Consider the following 25879-nt stretch of genomic DNA (forward strand, 5'->3'; position numbering starts at 1 on the left):
GGGACGTACCGGTTTGTGCGCGTGGCACGCCGGTACGTCCCGTCAGTCGCGGGCGAGCCCGAACCGGGCCCGCAGGCCGCTGCGTTCGTCGGTGGCGACGGCCGCCGCGCCGGTGGTCACCGTCTCGTACACGGACAGGATGTCCGCCCCCACGGTCGACCAGTCGAAGCGCCGCACGTGCTTGCTGCCGCGCTCCCGCAGCTCCTCGCGCCGGTCCGCGTCGCCCAGGAGCCGGACGGCCGAGTCCGCGAGGGCGTCCGCGTCCTCGTTGGCGAACAGCTCGCCCGCGCCGCCCTGGTCGAGGACCTGCGCGAACGCGTCGAGGTCCGAGGCCAGGACCGGCGCGCCCGCCGACATGGCCTCGACGAGGATGATGCCGAAGCTCTCGCCGCCGGTGTTGGGGGCCACGTACAGGTCGACGCTGCGCAGCAGTCTGGCCTTGTCCTCGTCGCTGACCATGCCGAGGAACTCGACACGTTCGCGCATCTCGGCGGGCAGGCTCTCGACGGCCTCCTCCTCGTCGCCGCGTCCGGCCACGAGCAGCCGGGTCCCGGGCCGCTCGACCAGGATCCTCGGCAGGGCCTTCATCAGTACGGGAAGACCCTTGCGGGGCTCGTCGATGCGCCCGATGAAGCCGATGGTACCGCCCTGCCACTCGGCCTTGGGCTCGGCGCGGGCGAAGAAGTCGACGTCGACGCCGTTCGGGATGACGACGGCGTCCCCGCCGAGGTGCTCCACGAGCGTGCGGCGCGCGTACTCGCTCACCGCGATGCGCGCGCTGATCTTCTCCAGGGCGGGCTGGAGGATCGGATACGCGGCGATCATGGCGCGGGACCGCGGGTTCGACGTGTGGAACGTGGCGACGATCGGGCCCTGAGCCGCCCAGCAGGAGAGCAGCCCCAGCGAGGGCGAGGCCGGCTCATGGATGTGGATCACGTCGAACGTGCCGTCGTGCAGCCAGCGCCGCACCCGCGCGGCGCTCAGGAAGCCGAAGTTGAGCCGGGCGACCGAGCCGTTGTACGGCACCGGGACCGCGCGGCCCGCCGAGACGACGTACGGCGGCAGCGGGGTCTCGTCGTCGGCCGGGGCCAGGACGGACACCTCGTGCCCCAGGGCGATGAGGTGCTCCGCGAGGTCGCGGATGTGGAACTGGACGCCGCCCGGCACGTCCCAGGAGTACGGGCAGACGATGCCGATCTTCACGGTCGGCGCTCCTCGAGGTCAGCGAGCCACAGGCGCTGCAGCATGTGCCAGTCCTCCGGGTGGTCGGCGATGCCGGTGGCGAAGGCATCGGCCAGCGCCTGTGTCATGACAGACGTCTTTTCGGCGCGGGTACCTGTCTCGGGCACCTCGATCGGCCCGTGGATGCGTCCGCGCATGACGGGCGACCCGTCGTACCAGAGGGTGACCGGGAGGAGCAGGGCGCCGGTCTGCTGGGCGAGTATCGCGGGGCCCGCGGGCATGCGCGCGGTGTCGCCGAAGAACTTCACCTCGACGCCGGACTCGGACAGATCGCGGTCGGCGACGAGACAGACCAGGCCGCCGGCGCGCAGCCGGCGGGCGAGCGTACCGAAGGCGGATCCGCCTTCGTGCGGCAGCACCTCCATGCCGAGGCTCTCGCGGTACGCCACGAAGCGGTCGTAGAGGGTCTCGGGCTTGAGCCGCTCGGCGACCGTCGTGAACGGGGTCTCCAGCTTCGCGGTGACCCAGGCGCCCGCGAGGTCCCAGTTGCCCAGGTGGGGCAGGGCGATGATGACGCCCTTGTCGGAGGCGAGGCCGTCGGTGAGGTGGTGGACGTCGTCGACGTCGAACCCGTTCCGTACGCGGTCGGCGCTCCAGGACGGCAGCCGGAACGACTCCATCCAGTACCGCAGGTACGAGCGCATGCCCGCCCGGGAGAGCTGCTTGAGCCGCTCCGGTGAGGCGTCGGGCACCACGCGCGCGAGGTTGGACTCCAGGCGCAGGACGCTCTTGCCGCGCCGCCTCCACGCGAGGTCGGCGATGGTGCGGCCCAGGCGGACCGCGACGGGCTCCGGGAGCTTCTTGACCGTGCTCCAGCCCGCTCCGTAAAGGGCGTCGACGAGTCGTTCGCGCGCGTTGCTCACGATGCGGTCCCGCTCTCCTGGGAAGCCTCTGCCGCGCCCTCCGCGTCGGCCTCGGCCGACTCCCTGCGGACGGTCACCATCCGCTGGATCAGCGTCACGAGGCTGCCCGCGGCGACGGCCCACAGGGCGATCGGCAGCACGATCTGGATGCCGGGGACGCCGAACTTGTGCAGCCCCGCGAGGCCCGCGGCGACGAGGGTGATCACGAGCCGCTCGGCGCGCTCCACCAGGCCGTTCACCGCGACGGGCAGGCCGATGGCCTCGCCGCGGGCCTTGGTGTACGACACGACCTGGCCGCTGGCGAGGCAGAAGATGGAGACGGCGCACAGCATGTTGTTGTCGCCGGATCCCGCGTACCAGAGGGCGAGGCCACCGAAGATCGCGCCGTCGGCGACGCGGTCGAGCGTGGAGTCGAGGAACGCGCCCCAGCGGCTGGTGCGGCCGAGCTGGCGCGCCATGTTGCCGTCCACGAGGTCCGAGAACACGAACAGCGTGATGACGATCGTGCCCCAGAAGAACTCCCCGCGGGGGAAGAAGACCAGTGCGCCCGCCACGACCCCGGCCGTGCCGATGAGCGTGACCGCGTCGGGGCTGACCCCGCGACGGATGAGAAACGCGGCGAACGGTGTGAGGACACGCGTGAAAAATGCACGCGCGTACTTGTTCAGCATGGCCTTCCCGAGGGTCGGATGGCCGCGCGGCCCTTCTGGCCACCGGCTGGCCCATCGTAGTCACGCGCGCGCGTGGACGACCGACGGGCACCCGCGCGCCCCGGGGAACCGCGTACGACGTATGGACGCGCCATGACCGGAGTGCAAAGCTCGAAGACACCGCGGGCGTCGTCGGAGCCGCCGTCGCGGGTCCCGCATGTCCGCGCCCAATGGGACCCCCTCTTCAGCAGGGGTGCCACCTCACCGTGCAAGTAACCGGGAGGCAAGGCATGGGCGACAAGGCGAATACACACCCCGGAGCCGCCGGCAGGGCTACGGCGGCCGACCACCCCTCGTCCGTGAGGAATGTGGTGCTGGTCGGCCACAGCGGATCGGGCAAGACGACATTGGTGGAGGCTCTCGCGCTGACCGCGGGGGCGGTGAACAGGGCGGGCCGGGTGGAGGACGGCACCGCCGTTTCCGACTACGACGACATCGAGCACCGGCAGCAGCGGTCGGTGCAGCTCTCACTGGTGCCCCTCGAATGGGACGGGTACAAGATCAATCTTCTGGACACCCCCGGATACGCGGATTTCGTGGGGGAGCTGAGGGCCGGTCTGCGGGCTGCGGACGCGGCCCTCTTCGTCGTCTCGGCGTCCGACGGGCCCGAGACCATGGCGGGCGCTACGCGCATGGTGTGGGAGGAGTGCGCGGCGGTCGGCATGCCACGCGCCATCGTGGTCACGCATCTGGAGGCGGCGCGCTCCGACTTCGAACAGATGACGCGGACCTGCGAGACGTTCTTCGGCGGCGACGACCCGGACGCCGTCATCCCGCTCTACCTGCCGCTGCACGGCGAGCCGGGGCCGGACGGGCACGCGCCCGTGACCGGTCTCGTAGGCCTCCTGTCGCAGCGTGTGTTCGACTACGCGTCGGGCGAGCGCAAGGAGTCCGAGCCCGACTCCGATCAGCTGCCGCTCATCGAGGAGGCACGCAACCGTCTGATCGAGGGGATCATCGCCGAGAGCGAGGACGAGACCCTCATGGACCGCTATCTGAGCGGCGAGGAGATCGACTACAAGACGCTGGTCGGGGACCTGGAGCGGGCCGTGGCGCGCGGTGTCTTCCACCCGGTGCTGGCCGCTGCGCCCGCGGCGCAGGGCGCCCGGCAGGGCATCGGCACGGTCGAGCTGCTCGAACTCATCACGGGCGGCTTCCCCACTCCCCTGGAGCGCGCGGCCCCGCTGGTCACCACCCCGTCGGGCGAGGCGCGCACGGTGAACGTCTGCGATCCGGACGGTCCTCTGGTCGCCGAGGTCGTGAAGACGGCATCCGATCCGTACGTGGGCCGCATCTCGCTGGTACGGGTCTTCTCCGGAACCCTGCGCCCCGACGACACGGTGCATGTCTCGGGACACGGCCTCGCCGACCGCGGCCACGAGGACCACGACGTCGACGAACGCATCGGCGCCCTGTCGTCGCCGTTCGGGAAGCAGCAGCGGGTGCTCTCCCACTGCATCGCCGGCGACCTGGCGTGCGTCGCCAAGCTCGGCCGGGCGGAGACCGGCGACACCCTCTCCGCCAAGGACAACCCGCTCCTCATGGAGCCGTGGGACATGCCGGACCCGCTGCTCCCGCTGGCTATCCAGGCGCACAGCAAGCCGGACGAGGACAAGCTCTCGCAGGGCCTGTCCCGGCTGGTCGCCGAAGACCCCACGATGCGGCTCGAACAGAACCAGGACACCCACCAGGTCGTCCTGTGGTGCCTCGGTGAGGCGCATGCCGACGTCGCCCTGGAGCGTCTGCGCAACCGGTACGGCGTCCAGGTCGACGTCGTCCCGCACAAGGTCTCGCTCAGGGAGACCTTCGCCGACAGGTCGGCGGGCCGCGGGCGCCATGTGAAGCAGTCCGGCGGGCACGGACAGTTCGCGATCTGCGAGATCGAGGTGGAGCCGCTGCCGAACGGCTCCGGCATCGAGTTCGTGGACAAGGTCGTCGGCGGCGCGGTGCCGCGGCAGTTCATCCCGTCCGTGGAGAAGGGCGTACGGGCGCAGGCCGCGAAGGGTGTGGCCGCGGGCCATCCCCTCATCGATGTGCGGATCACACTGCTCGACGGGAAGGCGCACTCGGTGGACTCCTCCGACGCGGCGTTCCAGACGGCGGGCGCGCTGGCACTGCGGGAGGCGGCCGCGGACGCGAGGATCCATCTCCTGGAGCCGGTCGCCGAGGTGCAGGTGCTCGTCGCCGACGACTACGTGGGCGCGGTGATGAGCGATCTGTCGGGACGGCGCGGCCGCGTGGTCGGCACGGAACAGACACCGGGGTCTCGCACACTCGTGCGGGCCGAGATCCCGGAGATCGAGATCGGCCGGTACGCGGTGGACCTGCGGTCGCTGTCGCACGGCACGGGGCGGTTCAGCCGGGCGTACGCGCGGCACGAGCCGATGCCCCCGCAGCTGGGCGACAGGATGCGTGAACAGGCCGAGGACGTCTCGTAGTTGGCCGTCCCGCGGCCACCCGACAGCCAGGCCGCCCGCCCGGTCCCCTTCCGGACGGGCGGCTTCGGCCGTCCCCTGACGGATGTCGGTGCGCCCGGATACGCTGAAGACCTGATCAAGCCGATGACCTGATCAACAGGTGTGCGGAGCAAGGAAGTCGGGAAAAGCCGCAGGAGCGAAGGCGCGCGGCGATGGGGGCGGCAGTGGCGGACGACGTATTCGACTTCAGGCCCGGGGCGCAGGTGCCGTTGCACGGCTCCGCGGGCCAGACCGCGGCCACCTACGCCCTCGCTTCGGCGGCGTACCGGGACGCGAAGGTGGACGATCTGCTCGCCGCCAACAGCGAGTGGCACAAGTCCGATGTGAAGAAGGGCATTTGGTCCCTGGCCGCGCCGAATCTGGGCGAGGCGTTCTCGCGGGCCGTCCAGGGCCGGCTGCTCGGCGGTGCCCGTAAGCCGCTCATCCAGTCCTTCGGTACCGAGCCGCAGGTCGTCGTGGAGCACTGTCTCGCGGCGAACCGGATCCGCAAGCAGCGCGACAGCTGGCTCACGGCCGTGATGGCGCTGTGCGGCCTGCTCTTCCTGCCCGGCCTGATCGTCTGGCTGCTCGTCTTCCAGGTCCGCCGCATGATCGGCAGCCAGGAGAACAAGCGCATGGCCGCGCTGTTCACGACGCTGATGGTGGCGGTCGCCGCCGTCGCCGTGATCTTCATGGTCAAGCTGCCGTTCACGGGCTTCTGGGCCTGGTATCTGCGGGGGGCGATCGTGGCGCCCGTGATCGGCTGGCTGTGGGCCCGGCAGATCTGCGAGCGCACGGCGCAGGACATGCGGGAGCGCTGGGACAGCCTGCTCGCGGGCGGCGGCATCGGCGCCAAGATCCCGGAGGCGGTACCCGGCAGCCCGGGCGAGACGGCCGCCGAGCGGCTGCGCCAGAGCCTCGCCAAGCTGACCGCGGAGCAGCAGTCGAATTCCGTGTTCTACGCGGGGCCCAAGGGCATCCTCGGCATGGGCACCCGCTGGGGCAGCTGGCAGCTCGCCGAGGAGCTGATCCCCCGCGACGAGGGGGCGGAGATCCACCCGTTCCGCAGCTGGGACGTCATTCGGGCGGTCCACGACAAGCTGCGGCTCCTGGAGCGCGGCCCGCTGCACACGGGCGGGTTCCCGACGCCGTCGATAAAGCACTGGATCGTTTCGCCGATCGGGGAGAACGCGAAGAAGGTGGCGCGCCCCAGCGGCACCGACGTCGAGGCCTTCCAGATCAAGAACCACGAGATACAGCGGATCTGCAACGAGCAGCAGTTCGGCAGCGGCGACCGCCACTATCTGGGCGTGCAGTTCACACTCTGGGACGGCCAGTTGGTGATCACGATGCTGATCACGGTGACGGTGCTGCACGAGACGCTGCGCATCGAGATCACGGGCCATGCGCTCGGCCCGGTGCACTCCCTGTTCACGACGAAGCCCGAGCCGAAGGTGAAGGAAGTCGCCAAGGCCATCAAGTTCTGGGAGACGGTGGAGAAGAAGCTCCCCCTCATCGAGCCCGACGAGGTGGTCCGCCTCGCGGTGCGCGCGCCCTTCACCTGGTATCCGCCGCTCCTGGACTTCATAGGCGGCAAGCTGATCCTGCCCGAGCCCTTCGGACTGCGGCACGCCTGGGCGGACAAGCCGTGGCGGCACCGCTTCATGGCGGACGACGCGCTGCGCACGGCCACCCCGGTCCTGCGTGTGGTGCACGCGGCGGCCATCAAGGTCCTTGAGGAGAACGGCGTGGACACGGAGAAGTTCGGTACACGGTCGTCGTTCCTCAGCAACCTGGTCCAGGCCCCGACGCCCATGAACGCCGACGCGTACGACGCGTAGCCGGGCCCGGCCGGCCCGGGGCGTGCGAGCCCGGCCGGCCGGTCACGATCGGCTCAGTCGGCGTCCGGCCATGCCTTGGCGAGCGCGGTCCTGGTGTCGCCGAGCAGCTGCGGCAGCACCTTGGTGTGTCCCACGACGGGCATGAAGTTGGTGTCGCCGCCCCAGCGAGGAACGATGTGCTGGTGCAGATGCGCGGCGATGCCGGCCCCCGCGACCGCGCCCTGGTTCATGCCGATGTTGAAGCCGTGCGCCCCGGACGCGGTGCGCAGTGCGGCCATCGCGTGCTTGGTGAAGAGGGCCAGCTCGGCGGTCTCGCCGTCGTCCAGGTCCGTGTAGTCGGCGACGTGCCGGTACGGCAGCACCATCAAGTGCCCGCCGTTGTACGGGTAGAGGTTGAGGATCGCGTAGACGCTCGCGCCGCGCGCCACGATCAGCGCTTCCTCGTCGGTCATGCCGGGTGCGGCGCAGAAGGGACAGCCGTCGTCGGCTCCCGGTCCGGTCGGCTTGTTCTCCCCCTGGATGTAGGCCATCCGGTGCGGCGTCCAAAGGCGCCCGAACCCGTCCGGCTCACCCACCGGCCCCGTGTGCTGCTCCGGCTCACTCGTCATGAGATGCAGCATATGGCTTCGCCCGTTCGGAGCGTGTCGGCGGGGCAGGTCCCGGTCCCCGGCCGCGATCCTTGACCGATGGACGAGAGACGGCGGACGCCGTGGGAGCACCGGATGGAGACCCCGCTGTCGCTGGCGGCCCTGCTGTTCCTCGCGTCGTACGCGATCAGAGTCCTGGGGCACGGGCTTCCGCAGGCGGTGCGCGACGCGTGTCTCGCGGTGACCGCCGCCGCCTGGGCCGTCTTCGCGCTGGACTTCGCCGTCAGGTGGCGCCACAGCGGCAAGGGGTTCTCGTTCGTGCATCGCCACTGGCTGGACGCGGTGGTCGTGGTGCTGCCTCTGCTGCGCCCGCTGCAGGTCGTGCGGACCTACGACGCCGTGCAGCGCCGGCACGAACAGCCGCGGCTCAGCCTGCACGCGCGCGTGGCTACCTATGCGGGCATGTCCGCCTTGCTGCTCGGATTCGCCGCATCCCTGGCCATGTACCAGGTCGAGCGCGGACGGCCGCACGCCACGATCCATACCTTCGGGGACTCCGTGTGGTGGGCCTGCTCGACGCTGTCGACCGTCGGATACGGCGACATGGTCCCGGTGACCCCGGCCGGGCGCCTGGTGGCGGTGGCGCTGATGGCCTGCGGTCTGGCGCTGCTCGGCGCGATCACGGGCTCGTTCTCGTCCTGGATGTTCCAGGTGTTCCGGCGCGACGGCGACGAGAGGCCCCCGGGAAACTTCCCGGGGGCCCCCTGATGTCGTACGTCCGTGCCGTGAGCGGCGGGCGTCAGACCTGCACGCGCTCCTCGACGACCTTGACGATCTTCTCGATCGCCTCGTCGACGGGGATGCCGTTCTCCTGCGAGCCGTCGCGGTAGCGGAAGGAGACGGCGCCGGCCGCCATGTCCTCGTCGCCCGCGATGATCATGAACGGCACCTTCTGCTTCTGCGCGTTCCTGATCTTCTTCTGCATGCGGTCCGAAGAGGAGTCCACGTCGACGCGCAGGCCCTTCTTCTTCGCCTTGGCCGCGAACTCCTCCAGGTACGGGATGTGCGCGTCACCGATCGGGATGCCGACCGCCTGAACCGGCGCCAGCCAGGCCGGGAAGGCGCCCGCGTAGTGCTCGAGGAGCACCGCGAAGAACCGTTCGATGGAGCCGAACAGCGCGCGGTGGATCATGACCGGGCGCTGCTTGGTGCCGTCGGGGCCGGTGTACTCCAGGTTGAAGCGCTCCGGCAGGTTGAAGTCGAGCTGCACGGTCGACATCTGCCAGGTACGGCCGATGGCGTCCTTCGCCTGGACGGAGATCTTCGGGCCGTAGAAGGCGGCGCCGCCCGGGTCCGGGACCAGCGGGAGGCCCTGCTTCTCGGCGACCTGGCGCAGCGTCTCGGTGGCCTCTTCCCAGATCTCGTCGGAGCCGACGAACTTCTCCGGATCCTTGGTCGAGAGCTCCAGGTAGAAGTCGGTCAGGCCGTAGTCGCGCAGCAGCCCGAGGACGAAGGTGAGCGTCTTGTCGAGCTCCTCCGCCATCTGCTCCTTGGTGCAGTAGATGTGCGCGTCGTCCTGCGTGAAGCCACGGGCGCGGGTCAGGCCGTGCACGACGCCCGACTTCTCGTACCGGTACACGGTGCCGAACTCGAAGAGGCGCAGCGGCAGTTCACGGTAGGACCGCCCGCGCGCATCGAAGATCAGGTTGTGCATCGGGCAGTTCATGGGCTTGAGGTAGTAGTCCACGCCCTCGTCGAGCTGCATGGGCGGGTACATGCCGTCGGCGTACCAGTCCAGGTGGCCCGAGGTCTCGAAGAGCTTCCCCTTCGTGGCGTGGGGGGTGTAGACGAACTCGTACCCCTCCTCCTCGTGCCGGCGGCGCGAGTAGTCCTCCATGACCCGGCGGATGATGCCGCCCTTGGGGTGGAAGACGGCCAGACCGGAACCGATCTGGTCGGGGATCGAGAACAGGTCCAGCTCGTTGCCCAGCTTGCGGTGGTCGCGCTTCTCGGCCTCGGCGAGGAACTCCAGGTGCGCCTTCAGCTCGTCCTTCGACGGCCAGGCGGTGCCGTAGATGCGCTGGAGCATCGGGTTCTTCTCGCTGCCGCGCCAGTACGCCGCCGCGTTCCGCATGAGCTTGAACGCCGGGATGTTACGGGTGGTGGGCAGGTGGGGACCGCGGCAGAGGTCCTTCCAGCACAGGTCACCGGTCTTGGCGTCGAGGTTGTCGTAGATGGTCAGCTCGCCGCCGCCCACCTCGACATTCGCGCCGTCGTCGGTGGACGCGGAGCCCTTGATGCCGATGAGCTCCAGCTTGTACGGCTCGTCGGCCAGCTCCTCGCGGGCGGCCTCGTCGGTGACGACGCGGCGCGAGAACCGCTGCCCGCGCTTCTGGATCTCCTGCATCTTCTTCTCGACGGCCTTGAGATCCTCGGGCGTGAAGGGCTTCTCCACGTCGAAGTCGTAGTAGAAGCCGTCCTTCACCGGCGGGCCGATGCCCAGCTTGGCGTCGGGGAACAGCTCCTGCACGGCCTGCGCCATCACGTGCGCGGTGGAGTGGCGCAGGATGTTGAGGCCGTCCTCGGAGGAGATCTCGACGGGCTCGACCTCCTCGCCGTCCTGCACGGCGTACGCGAGGTCCTTCAGCTCGCCGGCCACACGGGCGGCGACGATGGTGCGCTCGCCGGCGAAGAGCTCGGCCGCCGTAGTGCCCGTCGTCACCACGCGCTCTTCCCGCTCGGAATCGCGTTGGATGATCACACGGACGTCTGACACCGGACTCTCCTGCCTGAAGGGGGCGCGCGATGTTCTGGCCACGCGCGCAATACACAGGGGATCGTACCGAGCCCGGGGCCCGACTAGCGAAACGGTATCGTCACCGCCCGCGCCACGTTCCCCGCGCACACGCCGGGAACCCCCCTGCTCACGAGCCCGTGAACTCAGTCGTCCCCGCTGCACGCCTCCTCGAAAAAGTCCAGATTCTCCTGGAGCGACTTCATCAGCCGGTCCCGCTCGGCCTCCTCGACCTGTACGGGCACCACGCCGCTCGCCCCGGTCAGCCGCCGGAAGCCGCCCCGGCTCTCCAGCCTCCCGTGCACCCTGATCGGCAGCCCCACGAGATGCGCGTGCCCCGCCGTCCGGTACGCCTCCTCGTCCAGCGTCATCCGTACGTGCGGCACATCGGCGCCCGCTATGACGTGCAGCCGCACCGTGCCCTCGCCGCGCGGCCGTGATCTGCGCATGCGCACGACGGTGCCGGTGATGCGGACGGCGATGGACGGCTCGGACTGCAGATAGCGGGCGCTCGCCTCCCGCAGCACTGTCAGGTCGCCTGGCGAGAACTCGACGGGCTCGTCCCCGGCCGTGCACTCGTCGGGCACTCCGGCCGCCGGTGACCACTCGACGCCGACCCGGGCTCCCTCCGTGCCGCGGACGAGGGCGACGAGCGCTTCGACGAGCTCGTGGCTCACCCCCGCCTCGACGGCGCCGTCGAAGGCGTCCATGCCGCCGGTGGCCCGTCGGTAGTCGATGGCCTCGCGGGCCGCGTACAGCGCCTGGTGGAGACGGACGGCGAGCGTGCGGCCCGCGGCGACGGGGACGAACGCGGTGAGCCTGCGGCCGCCTGGGGCGTCACCGACGAGGACGGTCTCCAGCGACGCGGCGGCGGGCCTGCGGTGGCGCGCGCCGTAGTACCCGGCCTTGCCCCGGGCGGCGAGGGCGGCGGCCAGCAGCATCCGCCGGGCGGCGGCGCGCAGTTGCTCCTCCACCGGCCATGCGGCGCTTCCCGCGGGCCCGGCCGGCACATCGCGCCACCAGCGGATCTCGTCGCTCGGCACGGCGAGCGAGACGAGGACCTCCCGCGCGGAGTGCGACCCGCTGCGCTCCAGCGCCTCGAGCGCCTCGCCGAGCAGGTCGTCGCTGTCGGGGAAGGCGCGGCTCTCCGGTACGAGCAGGCTGGTGCGTCCCGAGGCGCCGGGCAGCGTCCAGCGCACATAGCGCCCGGTGGCGCCACCGCGGCGCTCCCAGCCGTGCCGGTCGAGCAGTGCGTTGAGCACGACCGGGTCGACCTGCTCCGGGCCGGGGCCTTCGAGGTCGGTGGGGTGGGATCGGGCGGTGTTCAGGGCGCGCAGGCGCTCGTCGGTCGGGCGGTGCTGCATCAGGGTCTCCCTCCCTGTCCGTCAGGGCCTCCCGCGTGTGGCCTTCAGGCGTCCCGCGCCCTCAGGGCGTCACGCGTTTCAGGGCCTTCCACCCGTCCCGATCCGCGTCATGATCTCGCAGAGCGCACGGTCGTCGAATATCCGCGAGGTCGGGATGCGCACGGTGGTGCGGCGCCGGCCTGTCACGGGTTGGCCGGCCAGGTTGATCCAGTAGCAGCAGTGCCGCAGGTCGAGCCGGTCGTGGCCGGCCCGCAGCCAGTCGTCCTGCGAGCGCGGCACGATCATCACGACCAGGATCTTGTGCACCGACACCGGTGTGCGGGCGAGCTTCTCCAGATGCGCGTTGTCGAGCGTGAAGGAGAAGGACGGCCCCGGCGGCTTCGGCGGGATCTGGTACGTGCACTTGAGCTGCACCTTGATGGTGACCTCGTCGTCGACCGTGTGCCCGGGGGCACTGTGGCTGACGTGCCAGTCGATTCCGTTGTCGGGGAATGGCTGAGAGAGCGAACAGCCCGCGGCTGCCGCTACGGCGTGCAGATAGCCCACCTGGAGTGTCTCCATGCAGGCGGTGGTGGCGAGTGTGCCGCGCGGCGGTGCGATCCGCTCGGGCAGCAGCCCACCCTGTTCGGGCTGCGCGAGCGCCATGTCCAACTGACCTTCCGAAACAGGTGAATCCCCTGGGCGGGTCTCTGAACTGCCGTGACCCGTATCTGTGTTGTCTCCGGTCGGCGTACGACGCAAACAGCCCGGGTATCACCGAAACGGGCAGCCGCGAGGGGCCATCTGCCAGGTGTGAACGAGGAGTTGCATTGACATGACGTGCTGGTATGAGGGTCCTCTGGCCGCCTTCGACACCGAGACCACCGGCGTGGACGTGGAGAGCGACCGCATCGTGTCGGCCGCGATAGTGGTGCAGGACGCTGCGGGCAGCCGACCGCGCGTCTCACGCTGGCTCGTGAATCCGGGGGTGCCGGTGCCGGCCGGGGCGACGGAGGTGCACGGCCTGACGGACGAGCACCTCCAGCGCAACGGCCGCTGGCCGGCCCCCGTCATGGAGGAGATAGCCAGGCTGCTGGGCGAACAGGCCGCGGCGGGCCGCCCGCTCGTGGTGATGAACGCGCCGTTCGATCTGACGCTCCTGGACCGGGAGTTGCGGCGCCATCGCGCGTCCGCGCTCGGCCGCTACATGGAGAGCTCATCGCTGTGCGTTCTCGATCCGCGCGTCCTCGACAAACACCTGGACCGCTACCGCAAGGGCCGCCGCACCCTGACGGACCTGTGCGCGCAGTACGAGGTGGAGCTGGAAGGCGCACACGATGCGGCCGCTGACGCGCAGGCCTCCCTGGATGTCGTACGGGCTGTGGGGCGCCGTTTCGCGTCCCGTCTGGAGCGGCTGTCCCCTGCCGAACTGCACACCCTTCAGGCGGTTTGGCACGCCGCGCAGGCGCGTGGGCTGCAGGCGTGGTTCGCGCGCAGCGGCAATCCCGAGACGGTGGATCCGGCGTGGCCGATGCGCACGGAACTGCGGGAGGCCGCCTGAGAGTTGCCCGTCCGGGCTCGGGCCCGGGGCACAGAAAAGCCGGTCCGTCTGCTGACGGACCGGCTTTCTTCCGGGTGGGCGATACTGGGTTCGAACCAGTGACCTCTTCGGTGTGAACGAAGCGCTCTCCCACTGAGCTAATCGCCCGGGAACGGGTTGAACCATACAGGCCCCGGCGGGTTTCCATCAAACCGGTTCGGTCAGCGCCGCCGCAGATACGCGACGAGTCCGCGCCGCCCGGCCCGCATCATGAGCGCGTGGTTGACGAGGAACACCGGCCTGCCGACGAGGGCGAAGCGCCGCAACAGGGGTTTGCACACCTCCACCTCCTGCTCGTACTGCGCACGCGTCCCGCCCTCGTGCGCGCGCATGGTCCACCGCGCCCAGCCCTCCAGGTCGCCGGACATGGCGATCTCCAGGACCCCGGCCCCGGGGTCGCCGCGCAGGGCGGTGGCCGTCACGAACAGGTCGTACGGCAGGAGCGAGCGGAAGCGGGCGGTGCCGCGCCGCTCGTCGAGTGGGGTCGCCTCGCGCACTTGGGGCCACCACAGGGGGTAGTCCTCGCCGCGCTCGAGGACCGCGAACACGTCGGCGGGCCGTGCGGGCAGATCCCAGACACTGCGGAAGCGGTAGTGGCTCCAGTCCATGGTGCGAGTCTCCCCCGATACGCGGCGGCTCACGTGAACGTGAATTGGCACGATGGCGCCGGTCATTGATTCACCGTCAGAACTTCCGGATTCCGCGAGCGAAGTCCGGGAACTCTGAAACGGGGTCAGGTTCGTCCGGTCTTGGAATTGACCAAGGGGTCTCGCCGGGTTATCCCATGCATCCGAATGGATTATGGGATTCCTGTTCCGGTCGCCGGACACCAGGGGCGTCCGCCACCAGAAAGCGCTTGCCGATCATGGTGGCCACACACGGAAACGCCGAGGGCCCCGGAGGCTTGAAGCCTCCGGGGCCCTCGGTCCGGGGTGGGCGATACCGGGTTCGAACCAGTGACCTCTTCGGTGTGAACGAAGCGCTCTCCCACTGAGCTAATCGCCCGGGCGCAGAGAGAACATTACCGCATGTCAGCAGGTGCTCCGACCAGCCCTGACACCCGGGTACGACCCTCGCGGGCCACCCCGCTCACTCCTTGATCTTCCACGGCATCTCGAAGCCGAACTTCCACACGTAGATCCCCACGAGCACCGCGATGATCACCACGCCGATCGACGTCAGGATGATGTTCCGCCGGCGCACCGCCGGGTCGAGTGCGCGCTGCGTGGCCTCGGTGACCTTGCGCTTCGTCCAGCGGAGCACGAGCTGCGCCCAGACGAACTCGGTCGCCCAGATCGCCATGCCGCCGAAGATCACCAGCCAGCCCGGACCCGGCAGCGGCAGCATGATCACGCCCGCCACCACCACCGCGAGCCCGACCACGAAGACGCCGACCTGCCAGCTCAGGTGCAGGGCCCTGCGGGCCTTGATGAACTCCGGCGCCCGCGAACCGAGCTCCGGCTCGGCCTTCGCCCCGTCCCCCGTCGTCGCGGACACGGATTCAGACTCGGCCGCCTCGTCACTCCCCGTATTCATACAACCAAACCTACCCGACGGAATCCCGTCACCGGAATGGACGCTCCGGAACAAGAAACACTCCGCCGTCCGAGCTACCTAAAGGCACTCAAAACACTCAGAGGGGTTTACAACGGCACCGTAGGTGGCATGTCGATTTCGCCGACGTGCGAATCCCCGAGCGCACACTGAGCGAAAGGCCCTGGCGCTTATGAACACCACGGTCAGCTGCGAGCTGCACCTGCGCCTCGTTGTGTCGAGCGAGTCCTCACTGCCTGTACCCGCAGGACTGCGGTATGACACGGCCGATCCCTACGCCGTGCACGCCACCTTCCACACCGGAGCAGAAGAGACGGTCGAGTGGGTGTTCGCCCGCGATCTGCTCGCCGAGGGCCTACACCGGCCCACCGGCACCGGCGACGTCCGAGTCTGGCCATCCCGTAGTCACGGCCAAGGCGTCGTCTGCATCGCTCTGAGTTCTCCTGAGGGCGAGGCTCTGCTCGAAGCCCCTGCGAGGGCGCTGGAGTCGTTCCTGAAGAGGACCGACGCGGCCGTGCCACCCGGCACGGAACACCGCCACTTCGATCTCGACACGGAGCTCTCACACATCCTGGCCGAAAGCTAAGGCCTGGAGCCGACGCCGGCACACCGCCGGAGTCACGCACCGCGAGAGCCGCTCGATGCCGTCCACTCGGGGAGACGGACCGAGCCACAACAACTGCATATGGCATACACCGGCGCCGCCGCCGTGGGATCTTCCACGGGGGCGGCGTCGGCGCGTCCGCGGACAGGCGCCACACGGCCGACCGGACCTATAACATCGGCCAGCATCGGCGGGCACAGGCCCGACCCCCCAGGCCAGGGAGCAAATCGTGCTGATCACCCACGACACCCGGTGCGCCCTCGACACCGTGGTCGATCTGGTGAACACCGCACCGGACGACGAACAGGCCGCCGACGGGCTGGCCGATCTGGCAGCCCTGGGCGAATTCGTACGAAAGAACGACATCAGCGACGTCGGGATGCTCGCAGAGCGTGACCTCGACGCCGTACAGAGCGTGAGGGGACGGTTCGCCGCCGTGTTCGCGGCGCCCGATCCGCACGCCGCGGCCTCGCTCATCAACGAGCTGGTCGCCGCCGCGGGCACCACGCCGCGTCTGACCGACCACGACGGCTACGACTGGCACGTGCACTACTTCGCGCCTGGCGCGACCGTCGCCGACCACCTCGCGGCCGACTGCGGGATGGCGCTCGCCTTCTTCGTGGTCGCCGGGGAACAGGAGCGGCTGCGGCGCTGCGAGGCCCCGGACTGCCGGCGGGCCTTCGTGGACCTCTCGCGCAACCGGTCCCGCAGGTACTGCGACAGCCGCACCTGTGGAAACCGCTTGCACGTGGCGGCGTACCGGGCGCGCCGCAAGGAGGCGGCGGGCTGACCCGCCCGCGCTCTCACAGCACGAACAGATCGTGCAGCGAAGCCAGGAGCAGCAGGCAGCCGATCACCGCCAGAAAGATCATCAAGGGCGGCTGCGACAGTGCGAAGAGGCAGCCTCGGCGTTCGTCGGCCGTGAAGGCGTCGTGTCGCTCGTCGGCCTGCGGGGCGGAACCGCCCTGTGTTGTGTCCAGCATCTCGCGGCGATGATGACGCAGTCGGCGCACCGCAGTCGATCAACACGCTCAAAAGAAGCGGGGGTTCGCCGGATCTCGTGACGAGGGTGGTACGAGGTCGACCGGAAGGAGTCCAGCAGCTTCCGTTTTCGGGCCGAGGCCGACCGACCGCGGTCCAGGGGTCCTCGGGTCAGATCCCGTGCTTCTTCAGAATCGCCTCGATGTCGCTGAAGTCCTCGGAGGCGGGCTTCGCGGCGGGGCGGGCCGCCGCGGGCCGGGTGGTCTGGCCCAACGAGGGGGCCGAGGCGGCGGGCGCGACGGCCTGGGCCTCAGCGGCGGCCCTGGCCGCCTTGCGCTCCTTACGGGTGCCACCGCTGCGGCGCTCGAGCGCGCGGGTCACCATGAACAGGAGCCAGGAGCCGCCGAGCACGACGAAGCCGGCCCACGCCGTCGGGCTGAACGCAGTGTCCGCCAGCCAGCCGACCGCACCGGTCATCACCAGACCGATCGGCACCAGCGAATAGGCGGCTATGCGTGCCGCCGCGAGGAAACGCTTCCGGTACGCCGTGACCGCGGCGATGCCCAGCCCGGCCACGGAAACGGCGGAACAGACGGTCTCGGCAATCATCCGGTCCTCCTGGCACAGGCAGCGGGCGACGGAGCATTCCGTCCCCTCCATCGTGCACCGCCTGGGGTCCGGAGGCCACGATCCGGGCGGACCTCAGGGACATTTCCGGGTACGGCCTCCTCCGCAGGTCCCGGTCCGGGGTCTGATCAGGGGGCGCGTTCAGCAGGTGCCGGTTGGGGTCCCCGGCGCCTGACTGGAAGACTGGTCGCATGAACGACGCCTCTCCCGCCTCCGCCCCTCAGGGCCGCCCCGTCCTCGACGTCTGGTGCGAGCTCCAGTGCCCCGACTGCCGCACCGCTCTCGACGACGTGCGCGCGCTGCGGGCCCGCTACGGCGACCGCATCGACCTGCGTCTGCGGCACTTCCCGCTGGAGAAGCACAAGCACGCCTTCGCCGGCGCGCAGGCCGCGGAGGAGGCCTTCGAGCAGGGGCAGGGCTGGCCGTACGTGGAAGCGGTGCTCGGCCGCGTCGAGGAGTTGGGCCGCAAGGGCGAGCCGTTCCTCGTCGAGGTCGCGGGTGAACTCGGTCTGGACGCCGAGGAGTTCGACACCGCGCTCGTCGACGGCCGGCACATCCTGATCGTCGACGCCGACCAGGCCGAGGGCAAGGCGATCGGTGTGACGGGCACACCCACGTACGTCATCGACGGCGAGCGGCTCGACGGCGGGAAGAGCCAGGACGGCCTGCGCGAGCGCGTCGAGGAGATCGCCGACCGGCTGCTCGGCTCGTAGCTCCAGCCCTTGCCCGCGAGCCGCTCAGAGCAGCGGCTTGTACAGGTGGAACTCGGTCGCCCGGTATCCGAGCGACTCGTACAGGCGGACGGCCGGGGTGTTGCCCGCGAAGACGTTGAGCCCCAGGCGGGCGGTGCCCGCGGCGCGCGACTCGGCCTCCGCGAGGAGCATCAGCGAGCGTCCGTGGCCGTGCCCTCGGTGCTCGGCCGCGACCTCGACGTCGTAGACGTAGGCGCTCTCGCCGCGCAGCGCGACCCACAGCGTGCCCACGACCGCGCCGTCCGCCTCGAGCACGCTCAGGACGGTGTCCCGCGTGGCGAGCCCTTCCCCGAGCGTCGCGGCGTGATCGACCTCGGCCTTGGCGCGCGCCTGGGCTTCCGGGACACCGCGCTCGACCAGGCTGCGCACGTACCCGACGCGCGTATGCGCCTCCCACGCCGTGAACTCGGGGCCGGTCATACGCCGCCCCGCGCTGCCCGCGGGAAGCGCGGAGGGCTCGGCGGGGAGGTCCTTCTCCATGTTCCGGTTGCGCTCGACGTAGCCGAGGGCGGTGGCCAGGGCGAGGGCACGCTCGGCCGGTGCGGGGATCGAGACCTCGATCCGGCCGCAACCCCAGCCGCGCGCCACCTCCTCGGCGGCGAGGGCGGCGACGGTGCCGCGGCCCCGCCCGCGGTCCGGCTCGTCGATCCGAAGATCACGGATCCGGGCCACCCGCTCGCCGTAGACGGGATGGGTGCCCAGGCGCAGCTCGCCGACAGGGCGGCTGTTCACACACACCTGGTAGTGGCGTGACCGCGTCCCGTCGGCGTCGCGCTGAAGCGGCTCGGTCGGCCGCAGAGTGGTGGTCATCAGAGGTGTTCTACCCGCCCTGTGACCACCCCGTCACCCGGATTAGGAGTCGCCCGGACTACGGATCGAGGTCGTCCGCCGCGCGCTCGTCGAAGACGCGCATCGCCTTGGCGGTGACGGGCCCGGGCGCGCCCGGCAGCTCGCGTCCGTCGACCCGGTGCACGCCCTGCACATCGCGCAGCGTGGACGTCAGGAAGATCTCGTCGGCGCGCTCCAGTACGTCCAGCGGCAGGTCGGTCTCCTTGGCGCCGGTCCACTCGACGACCAGCGCGCGAGTGATGCCCGCCAGACAGCCGGAGGCGACCGGCGGGGTGTGGACCTCACCGTCGAGGACGACGAAGACGTTCGACCCCGTGCCCTCGCAGAGCTGCCCCACCGTGTTGGCGAACAGCGCCTCGGACGCGCCCTGTTCGCGTGCGCGGGCGAGCGCGACGACGTTCTCCGCGTACGAGGTGGTCTTCAGGCCGGTGAGCGCGCCGCGTTCGTTGCGCGTCCACGGGACCGTGACCGTGGCGGTGGAGTCGGGACGCCGGCCGGCCTCGCCGAGCGCGACCACCAGCGTCGTCCCGTGCTCACCGCGGTCGGACCCCAGCGGGGACAGCCCTCCGGTGTACGTGATCCGCAGCCGGCCGAGCGGCATCGGGTTGGCCTCGAGGACGGCGTCGCAGGCCCTGCGCACCTCGTCGAGGTCGGGCTCGGTCAGACCGAGACCGCGCGCGGAGCGGGCGAGCCGGTCGAGGTGGCGGGTCAGCGCGAACGGCTTCCCGTCGACCGACCTCACGGTCTCGAAAATGCCGTCGCCCACGGTCAGGCCGTGGTCGAACACCGAGACACGGGCGGCCTCGGGTTCCTGCAGTGCGCCGTCGAGCCAGATCTTCACGTAGGGATCCCTTCACTTTCCTCGTACGTACCCGACGCTACCGCCAGCAGCCGGGAAGCCTTCAGTTCGGTCTCCCGCCACTCACCTTCGGGGTCGGAGCCCCAGGTGATGCCGGCGCCGGTGCCGAACCGCAGGACGCCCTCGGCCCGGTCGGCCCAGAACGTGCGGATGCCGACGGCCAGCTCGCCGGTGCCGCGGTCGGCGTCGACCCAGCCGATGCCGCCGCAGTACGGACCGCGGGGCGCCGTCTCCAGGGCCCCGATGATGCGCAGGGCGCTGGACTTGGGCGCTCCGGTGACGGAGCCGGGCGGGAACGCGGCGTCGAGCAGGTCGCGCCAGCCGGCACCTTCGGGCAGTTCCCCGCGGACGGCGGAGACAAGGTGGACAAGGCCCGGATGCTTCTCGACCACACACAGCTCCGGGACGGTCACGGAACCGGTCGCGCAGACGCGTCCGAGGTCGTTGCGGACCAGGTCCACGATCATCACGTTCTCCGCGTAGTCCTTCTCCAGGAGGTCCGCCTCGGTGCGGCCCGTGCCCTTGATGGGCCCGGACTCGACGGTCCGCCCGGTGCGCCTCAGGAACAGCTCGGGGGACGCGGTGGCTATCTCCACGCCGTGCGCGGGCAGGCGGACGGTCCCCGCGTAGGGGGCCGGGTTGCCGCGCGCGAGGAGCGCTGTGAGGGCGTCCACGTCCGCGCCCGGGGGAAGGGGCGCGGACAGGACGCGGCAGAGGTTGGCCTGGTAGACCTCGCCGGCCGCGATGTGGGTGCGGATGCTGCGCACACCCTCGGTGTACGCGGCCCGGTCGAGGGACGACGTCCAGTCACCGGCCGCGGGCCCCTGCCAGGCGCCGGGGACCGGAGCGGGCACGGGCTCCTCCCGCACGGAGTCGAAGCGGGCGCACACGAGACGCCCCTCGAAGTCGGCGGACACGGCCCAGAAGCCGGCCGAGTCCAGGGCCTCGGGATCGCTGGTCACGTCGCGCAACTCGGTCGCTACGAGACCGCCGAAGCGGGCCAGAGGGGGCAGGTCGTGAGGGAGGTCGCGCACGTCTTCGAGTCTATGGCGGGTGTCCCCCGTGTGACCTGGGGCGGTCGCACCGCAGCACGCTGCGCAAACGCGTTTTTGTACTGGCCCGGGAATCCGCTAGAGTTCAACACGTCGCCGGGACGCGCAAGCGAATCGGAAACGACAAGCGGACGTAGCTCAGTTGGTAGAGCGCAACCTTGCCAAGGTTGAGGTCGCCAGTTCGAACCTGGTCGTCCGCTCAGGAAGTGGGGGATCTTCCCGAACCCCCACACTCCTGGTGGAGTGGCCGAGAGGCGAGGCAACGGCCTGCAAAGCCGTCTACACGGGTTCAAATCCCGTCTCCACCTCCAAGGACGATTAGCTCAGCGGGAGAGCGCTTCCCTGACACGGAAGAGGTCACTGGTTCAATCCCAGTATCGTCCACTGGATCATCGCGAAGGTCACCTTCCCGACGGTCCGAAACCCCGCGCGATTAGCTCAGCGGGAGAGCGCTTCCCTGACACGGAAGAGGTCACTGGTTCAATCCCAGTATCGCGCACGCAGTACGACTCACGGGTCTTGATACAGTCTGGCCCGTCCCGCGCGATTAGCTCAGCGGGAGAGCGCTTCCCTGACACGGAAGAGGTCACTGGTTCAATCCCAGTATCGCGCACACTCAAGAAGCCCCCAGCCTTTCGGCCGGGGGCTTCTTCATGTGCTGGGCGGCTCAGGAGGAGAAGAGCATCCGGCCGAAGCCGCCCTTGTGGTGGCCGTGGTGACCGTGGTGCCCGCCGTGGTGCGGGGCACCCCAGGCCGGGGCGGGAGCCGACGGGTACGCCTGCGGGGCCGGAGGCGCCGGCGGCGCCTGCTGCTGCCACTGGGACTCGAGCCGGGTCAGGGACTCCAGCTCGCCGTAGTCGAGGAATATCCCCCGGCAGCCGCTGCACTGCTCGATCTGGACGCCATTGCGGTTGTACGTGTGCATCGGTGCATGACACTTGGGGCACTGCATGGTCGGCTCAACTCCTCGCCGTTCGGCACTTCTTCGCCGGAACACTTCCCGGCATCGGTCCGTTGCACCCTACTTCGCGGCGCCGTGTGCCAACTCGGCCGGTACCGCTGCCATTCGGTCGCAGGCATCGACCAACGCCTCCTCCGCCTCGTCGAGCGCCCGGCCGGCCGCGGCTGCCTTGGCCACGGCGAGGGCCGCGGTCTGGACGGTGAGGGCGCGGGCCGGGACGTCCAGGGCGGGCCAGGGGTCGCCCTGGAGCGACGGAGCGCCGCCTGTCTCCTGGTACGCGGTGAGGAACCTCGTCCACTCCTGTGCCGGAAGCAGGCCGCACGCGAACCACGCGGCGGGCCGCGCGAGGTCCCAGGCCGGGTCTCCGGTGCCGAGGTCGTCGACGTCGATCAGGAGCCAGGGGCCGGTGCCGGCGGGGCGGCGGACGAGCTGGCCGAGGTGCAGGTCTCCGTGGCACAGGGCGGACGCGTGACCTCCGGGGGCCTCGGCGCGGGCCCAGGGCGGCAGGCCCGACCAGGCGCGCAGGATCGGCGCGGACGCCGGATGGGGACCGGCTGCCAGGAGGCGCGCGACGGCGAGGGCCGCCTTGGCCGGGCCGCGCATCGGCGGGAGCGGGCCCGGGAGTTCCGCCACGGGCACCGCGTGGAGGTGGGCCAGGAGCGTGGCCGCGTCCTCCCACGGCGCGTGTTCGGGGGCGTCGGGGTCCACAGGGCTGCCGTGCGGCCAGAACGTGACGAGCCGGTCGTGCAGATCCGCCGCGACCGGCGTGAGCGGCGGCAGCAGGACGCCGGGGAGTGCGGCCGCCGCGGCGAGGCGGGCGTTGAGCTCGGCGGGATCCGTGCCCGGGGCGTGGGCCTTGGCGACGATGTCTCCGTGGCGGACGACCGTCCCGTCCGCGCGGTCGGCGAGTACGGCGCCTGGTGCCGGGCAGGCGCAGGGGCCCTGGGTGCGGTGCGCCGCGCCGCGTGCCGTGGCGGTGAGCGCGGGCAGCAGGACGGGTGCGGTCATCGGTGGATCCCCCCGGGTCGTGTCACCGCGAGCGTACGCAGAAACCGGCAATGGGTCTTACCGGTGCGCGGGCAGAACAATGGCCGCGCAGCTCCCCAGCTGCGCGGCCATCATGTGCCGTCCGCCGCACCCCCGTCCCCACGGGGTTTCATGGCCGGATGTCCCCGCCCGGACCGCTCTTCCGGGCCTGGGGCGCCGCTCAGCGCCCCAGCATCACGCCCACGGACGACGCTTGTGTGACCACTGCTTCCCAGCCGCCGAAAACGACTACGAGCAGGGCCGCCAGGGGAAGAACCATGGCCGCCGCCACCAAGGGGTGACGGCGCTCGGAACGACGGCCGCCGAACGCGGCGAATGCCCTGCGTCCCTGCGTGCGGACCATCGTCCGCGGTGCCGTGTCCGCCATGGTTCCTCTCCCGGTCAAGATTTTCGGTTTGGCAGCGGCGGGTACCTGACCTCGGGGGACGAGTGCTTGCACCCGCCGCTTGACCTCAAATCTAGGCGCGTGGGGAGCCACGGTCGTCATGCCCTCGTACCGATTGCCGGGCCTCCCGGAGGATGACCGCCGCCCCCTCGCCTACTCCCCTGGGTGGAGAAGAGGACCTAGGTCCTGGGCTGGATCTCGGGGTCTTCCCGGAGGGGACGTGCGGCGCGGGCCGCCGCCTCCGAGGGCTCCTCCCTGGGTACTGGCTGCTCGACCAGGGCGAGCACCCGGGTCGCCATGAAACGTGCCGTACGTACGACAGAGCCGGAGCGGGTGACTTCGCTCACTTCCACCACGCCTCTGCGGACCGCCGTCTCGACCCGGCGGCCCGCCCGGCTCGCCACCACCTCGTACGTGCGCGTCGTGTCCCCCGCGTCCACGACTATCTCCACTCGGTCACCCTTCACAGGCCCAATCCCCCTTCTACGACGGATGGTTGGCGATCAGGGCCGCTGCGGGCCGCACCGCTCCCGCTTTCCCTGATCACCTCTCAAGTTTCCCACCGGGCACTGACAATCGATCGGATCGCGAGGGCGCGGCCTATGCGCGCACCCGGCCGTGGAAACGTAAGCTGTCGCTCGTCAAACGGACCGGGCAGCGGGGATGGACATGGCGATGATGCGCCTGAGGCGCGAGGACCCGCGTGTCGTCGGCTCGTTCAGGATTCACCGGCGGCTCGGCGCGGGCGGGATGGGCGTCGTCTATCTGGGCTCCGACCGCCGTGGCCAGCGAGTCGCGTTGAAGGTGATCCGGCCCGATCTGGCGGAGGACCAGGAGTTCAGGTCGCGCTTCGCGCGTGAGGTCTCCGCGGCCCGCAGGATCAGGGGTGGCTGCACGGCTCGCCTGGTCGCGGCCGATCTCGACACCGACAAGCCGTGGTTCGCCACCCAGTACGTTCCCGGGCCCTCGTTGCACGACAAGGTCGCGGAGGAGGGGCCGCTGGCCGCCTCCGACGTGGCCTCGGTCGGTGCGGCGCTCTCCGAGGGGCTCGTCGCCGTGCACGAGGCGGGAGTCGTGCACCGCGACCTCAAGCCGTCGAACATCCTGCTGTCGCCCAAGGGCCCGCGCATCATCGACTTCGGCATCGCCTGGGCGACCGGCGCCTCCACGCTCACCCATGTCGGGACGGCGGTCGGCTCCCCCGGGTTCCTCGCTCCCGAGCAGGTGCGGGGCGCGGCCGTCACGCCCGCCACGGACGTCTTCGCGCTCGGCGCCACCCTCGCCTACGCCGCGATGGCCGACTCGCCCTTCGGGCAAGGCAGTTCCGAAGTGATGCTGTACCGGGTCGTGCACGAGGAGGCCCAGCTGCACGGCGTACCGGACGCGTTGTCCCCGCTGATCCGGGCGTGCCTCGCCAAGGATCCCGGGGAGCGGCCCAGCACGCTTCAACTGTCGCTGCGGCTCAAGGAGATCGCGGCCCGCGAGGCGCATGGCCTCGGCGACGCCAGGCCGCCCGCCCCGCGCGCCGACACCGACCGGCCCACGGGGCGGCTCGCCGAGCAGTACGCGGAGCAGCGCACGCAGCGCCGGGCACCACAGGGCACTCCCCCGCCGCGGCCGAGCAACGGTTCCTCACGGACCGGCAGCAACACGCGCCCGGGTACGCCCCGCAACACGACGCGTTCGGGCTCGCGCCCCGCGCCCCGCAGCAACGGCGGGCGGCAGGGGCCGCGTACGACGGGGACCGGGAAGCGCCGGCCCGCCAATCCGCGGCTGCTGCGCCAGCGGTTGTTCGTGTTCGTGGTGGTGACGCTGCTCGTGGCGCTGGCGATCGCGGCCGCGCAGGGCTGTCAGGGGCCGTCGCGCGGGCTCGGCGAGCCGCGCGACGGCGTGCACGCGCAGGAGACCCTGCCCCGTCCCTACCTCTGAGGTTCCGAGGTCAGGACTGGGGGCGGCCGGTGGCCACCGCGTAGAACGCGACGGCGGCCGCCGCTCCCACGTTGAGCGAGTCGACGCCGTGGGCCATCGGGATGCGGACCCATTCGTCGGCGGCGACCAGGGCCTGGGTGGAGAGGCCGTCGCCCTCGGCACCGAGCATCAGGGCCACGCGGTCCATCTTGTGCGGGGCCACCTCGTCGAGACTCTTCGCCTTCTCGTCGGGGGTGAGCGCGAGCAGGCTGAAGCCCGCCTCGCGCACCGACTCCAGGGACTTGGGCCAGGATTCGAGGCGCGCGTACGGGACGGAGAAGACCGCGCCCATGGAGACCTTCACCGAGCGGCGGTAGAGCGGGTCGGCGCAGTCCGGGGAGAGCAGGACCGCATCCATGCCGAGCGCTGCCGCGCTGCGGAAGATGGCGCCGATGTTCGTGTGGTCGTTCACCGCTTCCATGACGACGACGCGGCGCTGCGTGGCGAGGAGTTCGTCGGCGGTCGGGAGCGGCTTGCGCTGCATCGAGGCGAGAGCACCGCGGTGCACGTGGTAGCCGGTGACACGTTCGGCGAGGTCCGGGCTCACGGCGTAGACCGGGGCCGGGACCTCGTCGATGACGTCGCGCATGACGTCGACCCACTTGGCCGAGAGCAGCATGGAGCGCATCTCGTACCCGGCCTGCTTGGCCCGTCTGATCACCTTCTCGCCCTCGGCGATGAACAGGCCCTCGGCGGGCTCGCGCCTGCGGCGGAGCTCGACGTCGGTCAGGCCCGTGTAGTCGCGCAGGCGCGGGTCGTCGGGATCTTCGATGGTGATGAGACCTTGAGCTTCAGCCACAGGTT

27 protein-coding genes and 7 tRNA genes are annotated in these 25879 nt (G+C 70.6%); 13 read left to right on the forward strand and 21 right to left on the reverse strand.

The annotated features are described in order from the left end of the window. Positions 1-42 precede the first annotated feature (42 nt). From CG723_RS32065 to pgsA, 3 genes are read right to left on the reverse strand one after another with little or no spacing between them, the layout of a single operon-like run. Positions 43-1203, reverse strand: coding sequence for a glycosyltransferase family 4 protein (locus CG723_RS32065; protein WP_100597003.1), 1161 nt, complete (start codon positions 1201-1203; stop codon positions 43-45). Beyond that, complete coding sequence (locus tag CG723_RS32070; RefSeq protein WP_100597004.1) at positions 1200-2105, reverse strand: phosphatidylinositol mannoside acyltransferase; 906 nt, start codon at positions 2103-2105, stop codon at positions 1200-1202. Before CG723_RS32070 ends, CG723_RS32065 begins: the two co-directional genes overlap by 4 nt. After that, entirely contained in the window at positions 2102-2776 is a 675-nt protein-coding gene (pgsA, locus tag CG723_RS32075) for a phosphatidylinositol phosphate synthase (protein WP_100597005.1), read from the reverse strand. Before pgsA ends, CG723_RS32070 begins: the two co-directional genes overlap by 4 nt. A gap of 269 nt (positions 2777-3045) precedes the next feature. Between pgsA and CG723_RS32080 the strand changes: the two genes are divergently transcribed. Continuing rightward, positions 3046-5253, forward strand: a complete 2208-nt coding sequence (locus CG723_RS32080) for an elongation factor G-like protein EF-G2 (RefSeq protein WP_100597006.1) — start codon at positions 3046-3048, stop codon at positions 5251-5253. 191 nt (positions 5254-5444) lie between these two features. Continuing rightward, positions 5445-7112, forward strand: coding sequence for a hypothetical protein (locus CG723_RS32085; protein ID WP_100597007.1), 1668 nt, complete (start codon positions 5445-5447; stop codon positions 7110-7112). 53 nt (positions 7113-7165) lie between these two features. On the opposite strand, the gene CG723_RS32090 is transcribed toward CG723_RS32085, so the two are convergent. Beyond that, positions 7166-7732, reverse strand: coding sequence for an HIT family protein (locus tag CG723_RS32090; protein ID WP_100597008.1), 567 nt, complete (start codon positions 7730-7732; stop codon positions 7166-7168). 66 nt (positions 7733-7798) lie between these two features. On the opposite strand from CG723_RS32090, the gene CG723_RS32095 reads away from it, so the two are divergent. Then, the gene (locus CG723_RS32095) at positions 7799-8467 is read left to right on the forward strand and encodes a potassium channel family protein (RefSeq protein WP_100597009.1); all 669 of its coding nucleotides are present in this window, start codon (positions 7799-7801) and stop codon (positions 8465-8467) included. Between the two features lie 31 nt (positions 8468-8498). On the opposite strand, the gene thrS is transcribed toward CG723_RS32095, so the two are convergent. From thrS to CG723_RS32110, 3 genes are all read right to left on the reverse strand, one after another. Further along, entirely contained in the window at positions 8499-10475 is a 1977-nt protein-coding gene (thrS, locus tag CG723_RS32100) for a threonine--tRNA ligase (protein ID WP_100597010.1), read from the reverse strand. Positions 10476-10639: 164 nt separating this feature from the next. Beyond that, positions 10640-11857 carry a hypothetical protein gene (locus tag CG723_RS32105; protein ID WP_100597011.1) on the reverse strand — a complete coding sequence of 406 codons (1218 nt, stop codon included), beginning with the start codon at positions 11855-11857 and terminating at the stop codon, positions 10640-10642. A 78-nt stretch (positions 11858-11935) separates the two neighbouring features. After that, on the reverse strand, positions 11936-12502 hold the full coding sequence (locus CG723_RS32110; RefSeq protein WP_100597012.1) for a DUF4365 domain-containing protein: 567 nt from the start codon (positions 12500-12502) through the stop codon (positions 11936-11938). A 169-nt stretch (positions 12503-12671) separates the two neighbouring features. On the opposite strand from CG723_RS32110, the gene CG723_RS32115 reads away from it, so the two are divergent. Further along, the gene (locus CG723_RS32115; protein WP_100597013.1) at positions 12672-13397 is read left to right on the forward strand and encodes a 3'-5' exonuclease; all 726 of its coding nucleotides are present in this window, start codon (positions 12672-12674) and stop codon (positions 13395-13397) included. 75 nt (positions 13398-13472) lie between these two features. Here CG723_RS32115 and CG723_RS32120 read toward each other — a convergent pair. From CG723_RS32120 to CG723_RS32135, 4 genes are all read right to left on the reverse strand, one after another. Beyond that, positions 13473-13544, reverse strand: a tRNA-Val gene (locus CG723_RS32120). Between the two features lie 53 nt (positions 13545-13597). Then, positions 13598-14044, reverse strand: coding sequence for an SRPBCC family protein (locus CG723_RS32125; protein ID WP_100597014.1), 447 nt, complete (start codon positions 14042-14044; stop codon positions 13598-13600). Positions 14045-14369: 325 nt separating this feature from the next. Continuing rightward, positions 14370-14441, reverse strand: a tRNA-Val gene (locus tag CG723_RS32130). 84 nt (positions 14442-14525) lie between these two features. Continuing rightward, positions 14526-14972 (reverse strand): TIGR02611 family protein, encoded by a 447-nt coding sequence (locus CG723_RS32135; protein WP_100597015.1) that lies wholly within the window; start codon positions 14970-14972, stop codon positions 14526-14528. A gap of 190 nt (positions 14973-15162) precedes the next feature. Here CG723_RS32135 and CG723_RS32140 point away from each other — a divergent pair, with 190 nt between their 5' ends. Together CG723_RS32140 and CG723_RS32145 are read left to right on the forward strand one after the other, a co-directional pair. Then, on the forward strand, positions 15163-15576 hold the full coding sequence (locus CG723_RS32140) for an SsgA family sporulation/cell division regulator (protein WP_003959770.1): 414 nt from the start codon (positions 15163-15165) through the stop codon (positions 15574-15576). Positions 15577-15823: 247 nt separating this feature from the next. After that, positions 15824-16384 (forward strand): CGNR zinc finger domain-containing protein, encoded by a 561-nt coding sequence (locus CG723_RS32145; protein ID WP_100597016.1) that lies wholly within the window; start codon positions 15824-15826, stop codon positions 16382-16384. A 13-nt stretch (positions 16385-16397) separates the two neighbouring features. On the opposite strand, the gene CG723_RS32150 is transcribed toward CG723_RS32145, so the two are convergent. Both CG723_RS32150 and CG723_RS32155 read right to left on the reverse strand, forming a co-directional pair. Next, entirely contained in the window at positions 16398-16577 is a 180-nt protein-coding gene (locus CG723_RS32150) for a hypothetical protein (protein ID WP_100597017.1), read from the reverse strand. A 169-nt stretch (positions 16578-16746) separates the two neighbouring features. Then, a complete protein-coding gene (locus CG723_RS32155; protein ID WP_100597018.1) occupies positions 16747-17184 on the reverse strand; it encodes a hypothetical protein in 438 nt (145 codons plus the stop codon). A gap of 209 nt (positions 17185-17393) precedes the next feature. On the opposite strand from CG723_RS32155, the gene CG723_RS32160 reads away from it, so the two are divergent. Continuing rightward, positions 17394-17915, forward strand: coding sequence for a DsbA family protein (locus CG723_RS32160; RefSeq protein ID WP_199841981.1), 522 nt, complete (start codon positions 17394-17396; stop codon positions 17913-17915). A gap of 24 nt (positions 17916-17939) precedes the next feature. Here the strand turns inward: CG723_RS32160 and CG723_RS32165 are convergent, their stop codons facing one another. Genes CG723_RS32165 through CG723_RS32175 form a run of 3 tightly spaced genes read right to left on the reverse strand, consistent with a single transcriptional unit; the run spans position 17940 to position 20696 of the window. Continuing rightward, complete coding sequence (locus CG723_RS32165) at positions 17940-18764, reverse strand: GNAT family N-acetyltransferase (RefSeq protein ID WP_100597020.1); 825 nt, start codon at positions 18762-18764, stop codon at positions 17940-17942. A gap of 58 nt (positions 18765-18822) precedes the next feature. Next, positions 18823-19644 (reverse strand): aminotransferase class IV, encoded by an 822-nt coding sequence (locus CG723_RS32170; protein ID WP_100597021.1) that lies wholly within the window; start codon positions 19642-19644, stop codon positions 18823-18825. Then, positions 19641-20696, reverse strand: coding sequence for a chorismate-binding protein (locus tag CG723_RS32175; protein WP_100597022.1), 1056 nt, complete (start codon positions 20694-20696; stop codon positions 19641-19643). The genes CG723_RS32170 and CG723_RS32175 overlap by 4 nt, the downstream gene beginning before the upstream one ends. A 145-nt stretch (positions 20697-20841) precedes the next feature. On the opposite strand from CG723_RS32175, the gene CG723_RS32180 reads away from it, so the two are divergent. The 5 genes from CG723_RS32180 (at position 20842) to CG723_RS32200 (ending at position 21327) form a co-directional block, all read left to right on the forward strand. Next, positions 20842-20914 (forward strand) — tRNA-Gly (locus tag CG723_RS32180). Positions 20915-20951: 37 nt separating this feature from the next. Next, a tRNA-Cys gene (locus CG723_RS32185) sits at positions 20952-21025 on the forward strand. Between the two features lies 1 nt (position 21026). Then, a tRNA-Val gene (locus CG723_RS32190) sits at positions 21027-21098 on the forward strand. A 43-nt stretch (positions 21099-21141) separates the two neighbouring features. Continuing rightward, positions 21142-21213, forward strand: a tRNA-Val gene (locus CG723_RS32195). A 42-nt stretch (positions 21214-21255) separates the two neighbouring features. Then, a tRNA-Val gene (locus CG723_RS32200) sits at positions 21256-21327 on the forward strand. 54 nt (positions 21328-21381) lie between these two features. Here CG723_RS32200 and CG723_RS32205 read toward each other — a convergent pair. From CG723_RS32205 to CG723_RS32220, 4 genes are all read right to left on the reverse strand, one after another. Then, a complete protein-coding gene (locus CG723_RS32205) occupies positions 21382-21666 on the reverse strand; it encodes a TFIIB-type zinc ribbon-containing protein (protein WP_100597023.1) in 285 nt (94 codons plus the stop codon). A 69-nt stretch (positions 21667-21735) separates the two neighbouring features. Next, positions 21736-22683: an aminoglycoside phosphotransferase family protein gene (locus CG723_RS32210; RefSeq protein ID WP_100597024.1), complete on the reverse strand. Its 948-nt coding sequence runs from the start codon at positions 22681-22683 to the stop codon at positions 21736-21738. A gap of 199 nt (positions 22684-22882) precedes the next feature. Further along, positions 22883-23089: a hypothetical protein gene (locus tag CG723_RS32215; RefSeq protein ID WP_100597025.1), complete on the reverse strand. Its 207-nt coding sequence runs from the start codon at positions 23087-23089 to the stop codon at positions 22883-22885. Between the two features lie 197 nt (positions 23090-23286). Then, on the reverse strand, positions 23287-23574 hold the full coding sequence (locus CG723_RS32220) for a hypothetical protein (protein WP_100597026.1): 288 nt from the start codon (positions 23572-23574) through the stop codon (positions 23287-23289). A 196-nt stretch (positions 23575-23770) separates the two neighbouring features. Here CG723_RS32220 and CG723_RS32225 point away from each other — a divergent pair, with 196 nt between their 5' ends. Beyond that, positions 23771-25036, forward strand: coding sequence for a serine/threonine-protein kinase (locus tag CG723_RS32225; RefSeq protein WP_100597027.1), 1266 nt, complete (start codon positions 23771-23773; stop codon positions 25034-25036). A gap of 10 nt (positions 25037-25046) precedes the next feature. Here CG723_RS32225 and CG723_RS32230 read toward each other — a convergent pair whose 3' ends face one another. Then, positions 25047-25874, reverse strand: a complete 828-nt coding sequence (locus CG723_RS32230; protein ID WP_100597028.1) for a TrmH family RNA methyltransferase — start codon at positions 25872-25874, stop codon at positions 25047-25049. Positions 25875-25879 lie beyond the last annotated feature (5 nt).

The organism is Streptomyces sp. CB01635, assembly GCF_002803065.1.
In the GTDB taxonomy this organism is placed as follows: domain Bacteria; phylum Actinomycetota; class Actinomycetes; order Streptomycetales; family Streptomycetaceae; genus Streptomyces.

Excerpts from the sequence above, each read along its gene's own strand:
- pgsA (WP_100597005.1), bottom strand. The coding sequence starts at position 2,776 with ATGCTGAACAAGTACGCGCGTGCATTTTTCACGCGTGTCCTCACACCG.
- CG723_RS32080 (WP_100597006.1), top strand. The coding sequence starts at position 3,046 with ATGGGCGACAAGGCGAATACACACCCCGGAGCCGCCGGCAGGGCTACG.
- CG723_RS32085 (WP_100597007.1), top strand. The coding sequence starts at position 5,445 with ATGGGGGCGGCAGTGGCGGACGACGTATTCGACTTCAGGCCCGGGGCG.
- CG723_RS32090 (WP_100597008.1), bottom strand. The coding sequence starts at position 7,732 with ATGCTGCATCTCATGACGAGTGAGCCGGAGCAGCACACGGGGCCGGTG.
- CG723_RS32095 (WP_100597009.1), top strand. The coding sequence starts at position 7,799 with ATGGACGAGAGACGGCGGACGCCGTGGGAGCACCGGATGGAGACCCCG.
- CG723_RS32105 (WP_100597011.1), bottom strand. The coding sequence starts at position 11,857 with ATGCAGCACCGCCCGACCGACGAGCGCCTGCGCGCCCTGAACACCGCC.
- CG723_RS32110 (WP_100597012.1), bottom strand. The coding sequence starts at position 12,502 with ATGGCGCTCGCGCAGCCCGAACAGGGTGGGCTGCTGCCCGAGCGGATC.
- CG723_RS32115 (WP_100597013.1), top strand. The coding sequence starts at position 12,672 with ATGACGTGCTGGTATGAGGGTCCTCTGGCCGCCTTCGACACCGAGACC.
- CG723_RS32125 (WP_100597014.1), bottom strand. The coding sequence starts at position 14,044 with ATGGACTGGAGCCACTACCGCTTCCGCAGTGTCTGGGATCTGCCCGCA.
- CG723_RS32135 (WP_100597015.1), bottom strand. The coding sequence starts at position 14,972 with ATGAATACGGGGAGTGACGAGGCGGCCGAGTCTGAATCCGTGTCCGCG.
- CG723_RS32140 (WP_003959770.1), top strand. The coding sequence starts at position 15,163 with ATGAACACCACGGTCAGCTGCGAGCTGCACCTGCGCCTCGTTGTGTCG.
- CG723_RS32150 (WP_100597017.1), bottom strand. The coding sequence starts at position 16,577 with ATGCTGGACACAACACAGGGCGGTTCCGCCCCGCAGGCCGACGAGCGA.
- CG723_RS32155 (WP_100597018.1), bottom strand. The coding sequence starts at position 17,184 with ATGATTGCCGAGACCGTCTGTTCCGCCGTTTCCGTGGCCGGGCTGGGC.
- CG723_RS32160 (WP_199841981.1), top strand. The coding sequence starts at position 17,394 with ATGAACGACGCCTCTCCCGCCTCCGCCCCTCAGGGCCGCCCCGTCCTC.
- CG723_RS32165 (WP_100597020.1), bottom strand. The coding sequence starts at position 18,764 with ATGACCACCACTCTGCGGCCGACCGAGCCGCTTCAGCGCGACGCCGAC.
- CG723_RS32205 (WP_100597023.1), bottom strand. The coding sequence starts at position 21,666 with ATGCAGTGCCCCAAGTGTCATGCACCGATGCACACGTACAACCGCAAT.
- CG723_RS32210 (WP_100597024.1), bottom strand. The coding sequence starts at position 22,683 with ATGACCGCACCCGTCCTGCTGCCCGCGCTCACCGCCACGGCACGCGGC.
- CG723_RS32215 (WP_100597025.1), bottom strand. The coding sequence starts at position 23,089 with ATGGCGGACACGGCACCGCGGACGATGGTCCGCACGCAGGGACGCAGG.
- CG723_RS32225 (WP_100597027.1), top strand. The coding sequence starts at position 23,771 with ATGGACATGGCGATGATGCGCCTGAGGCGCGAGGACCCGCGTGTCGTC.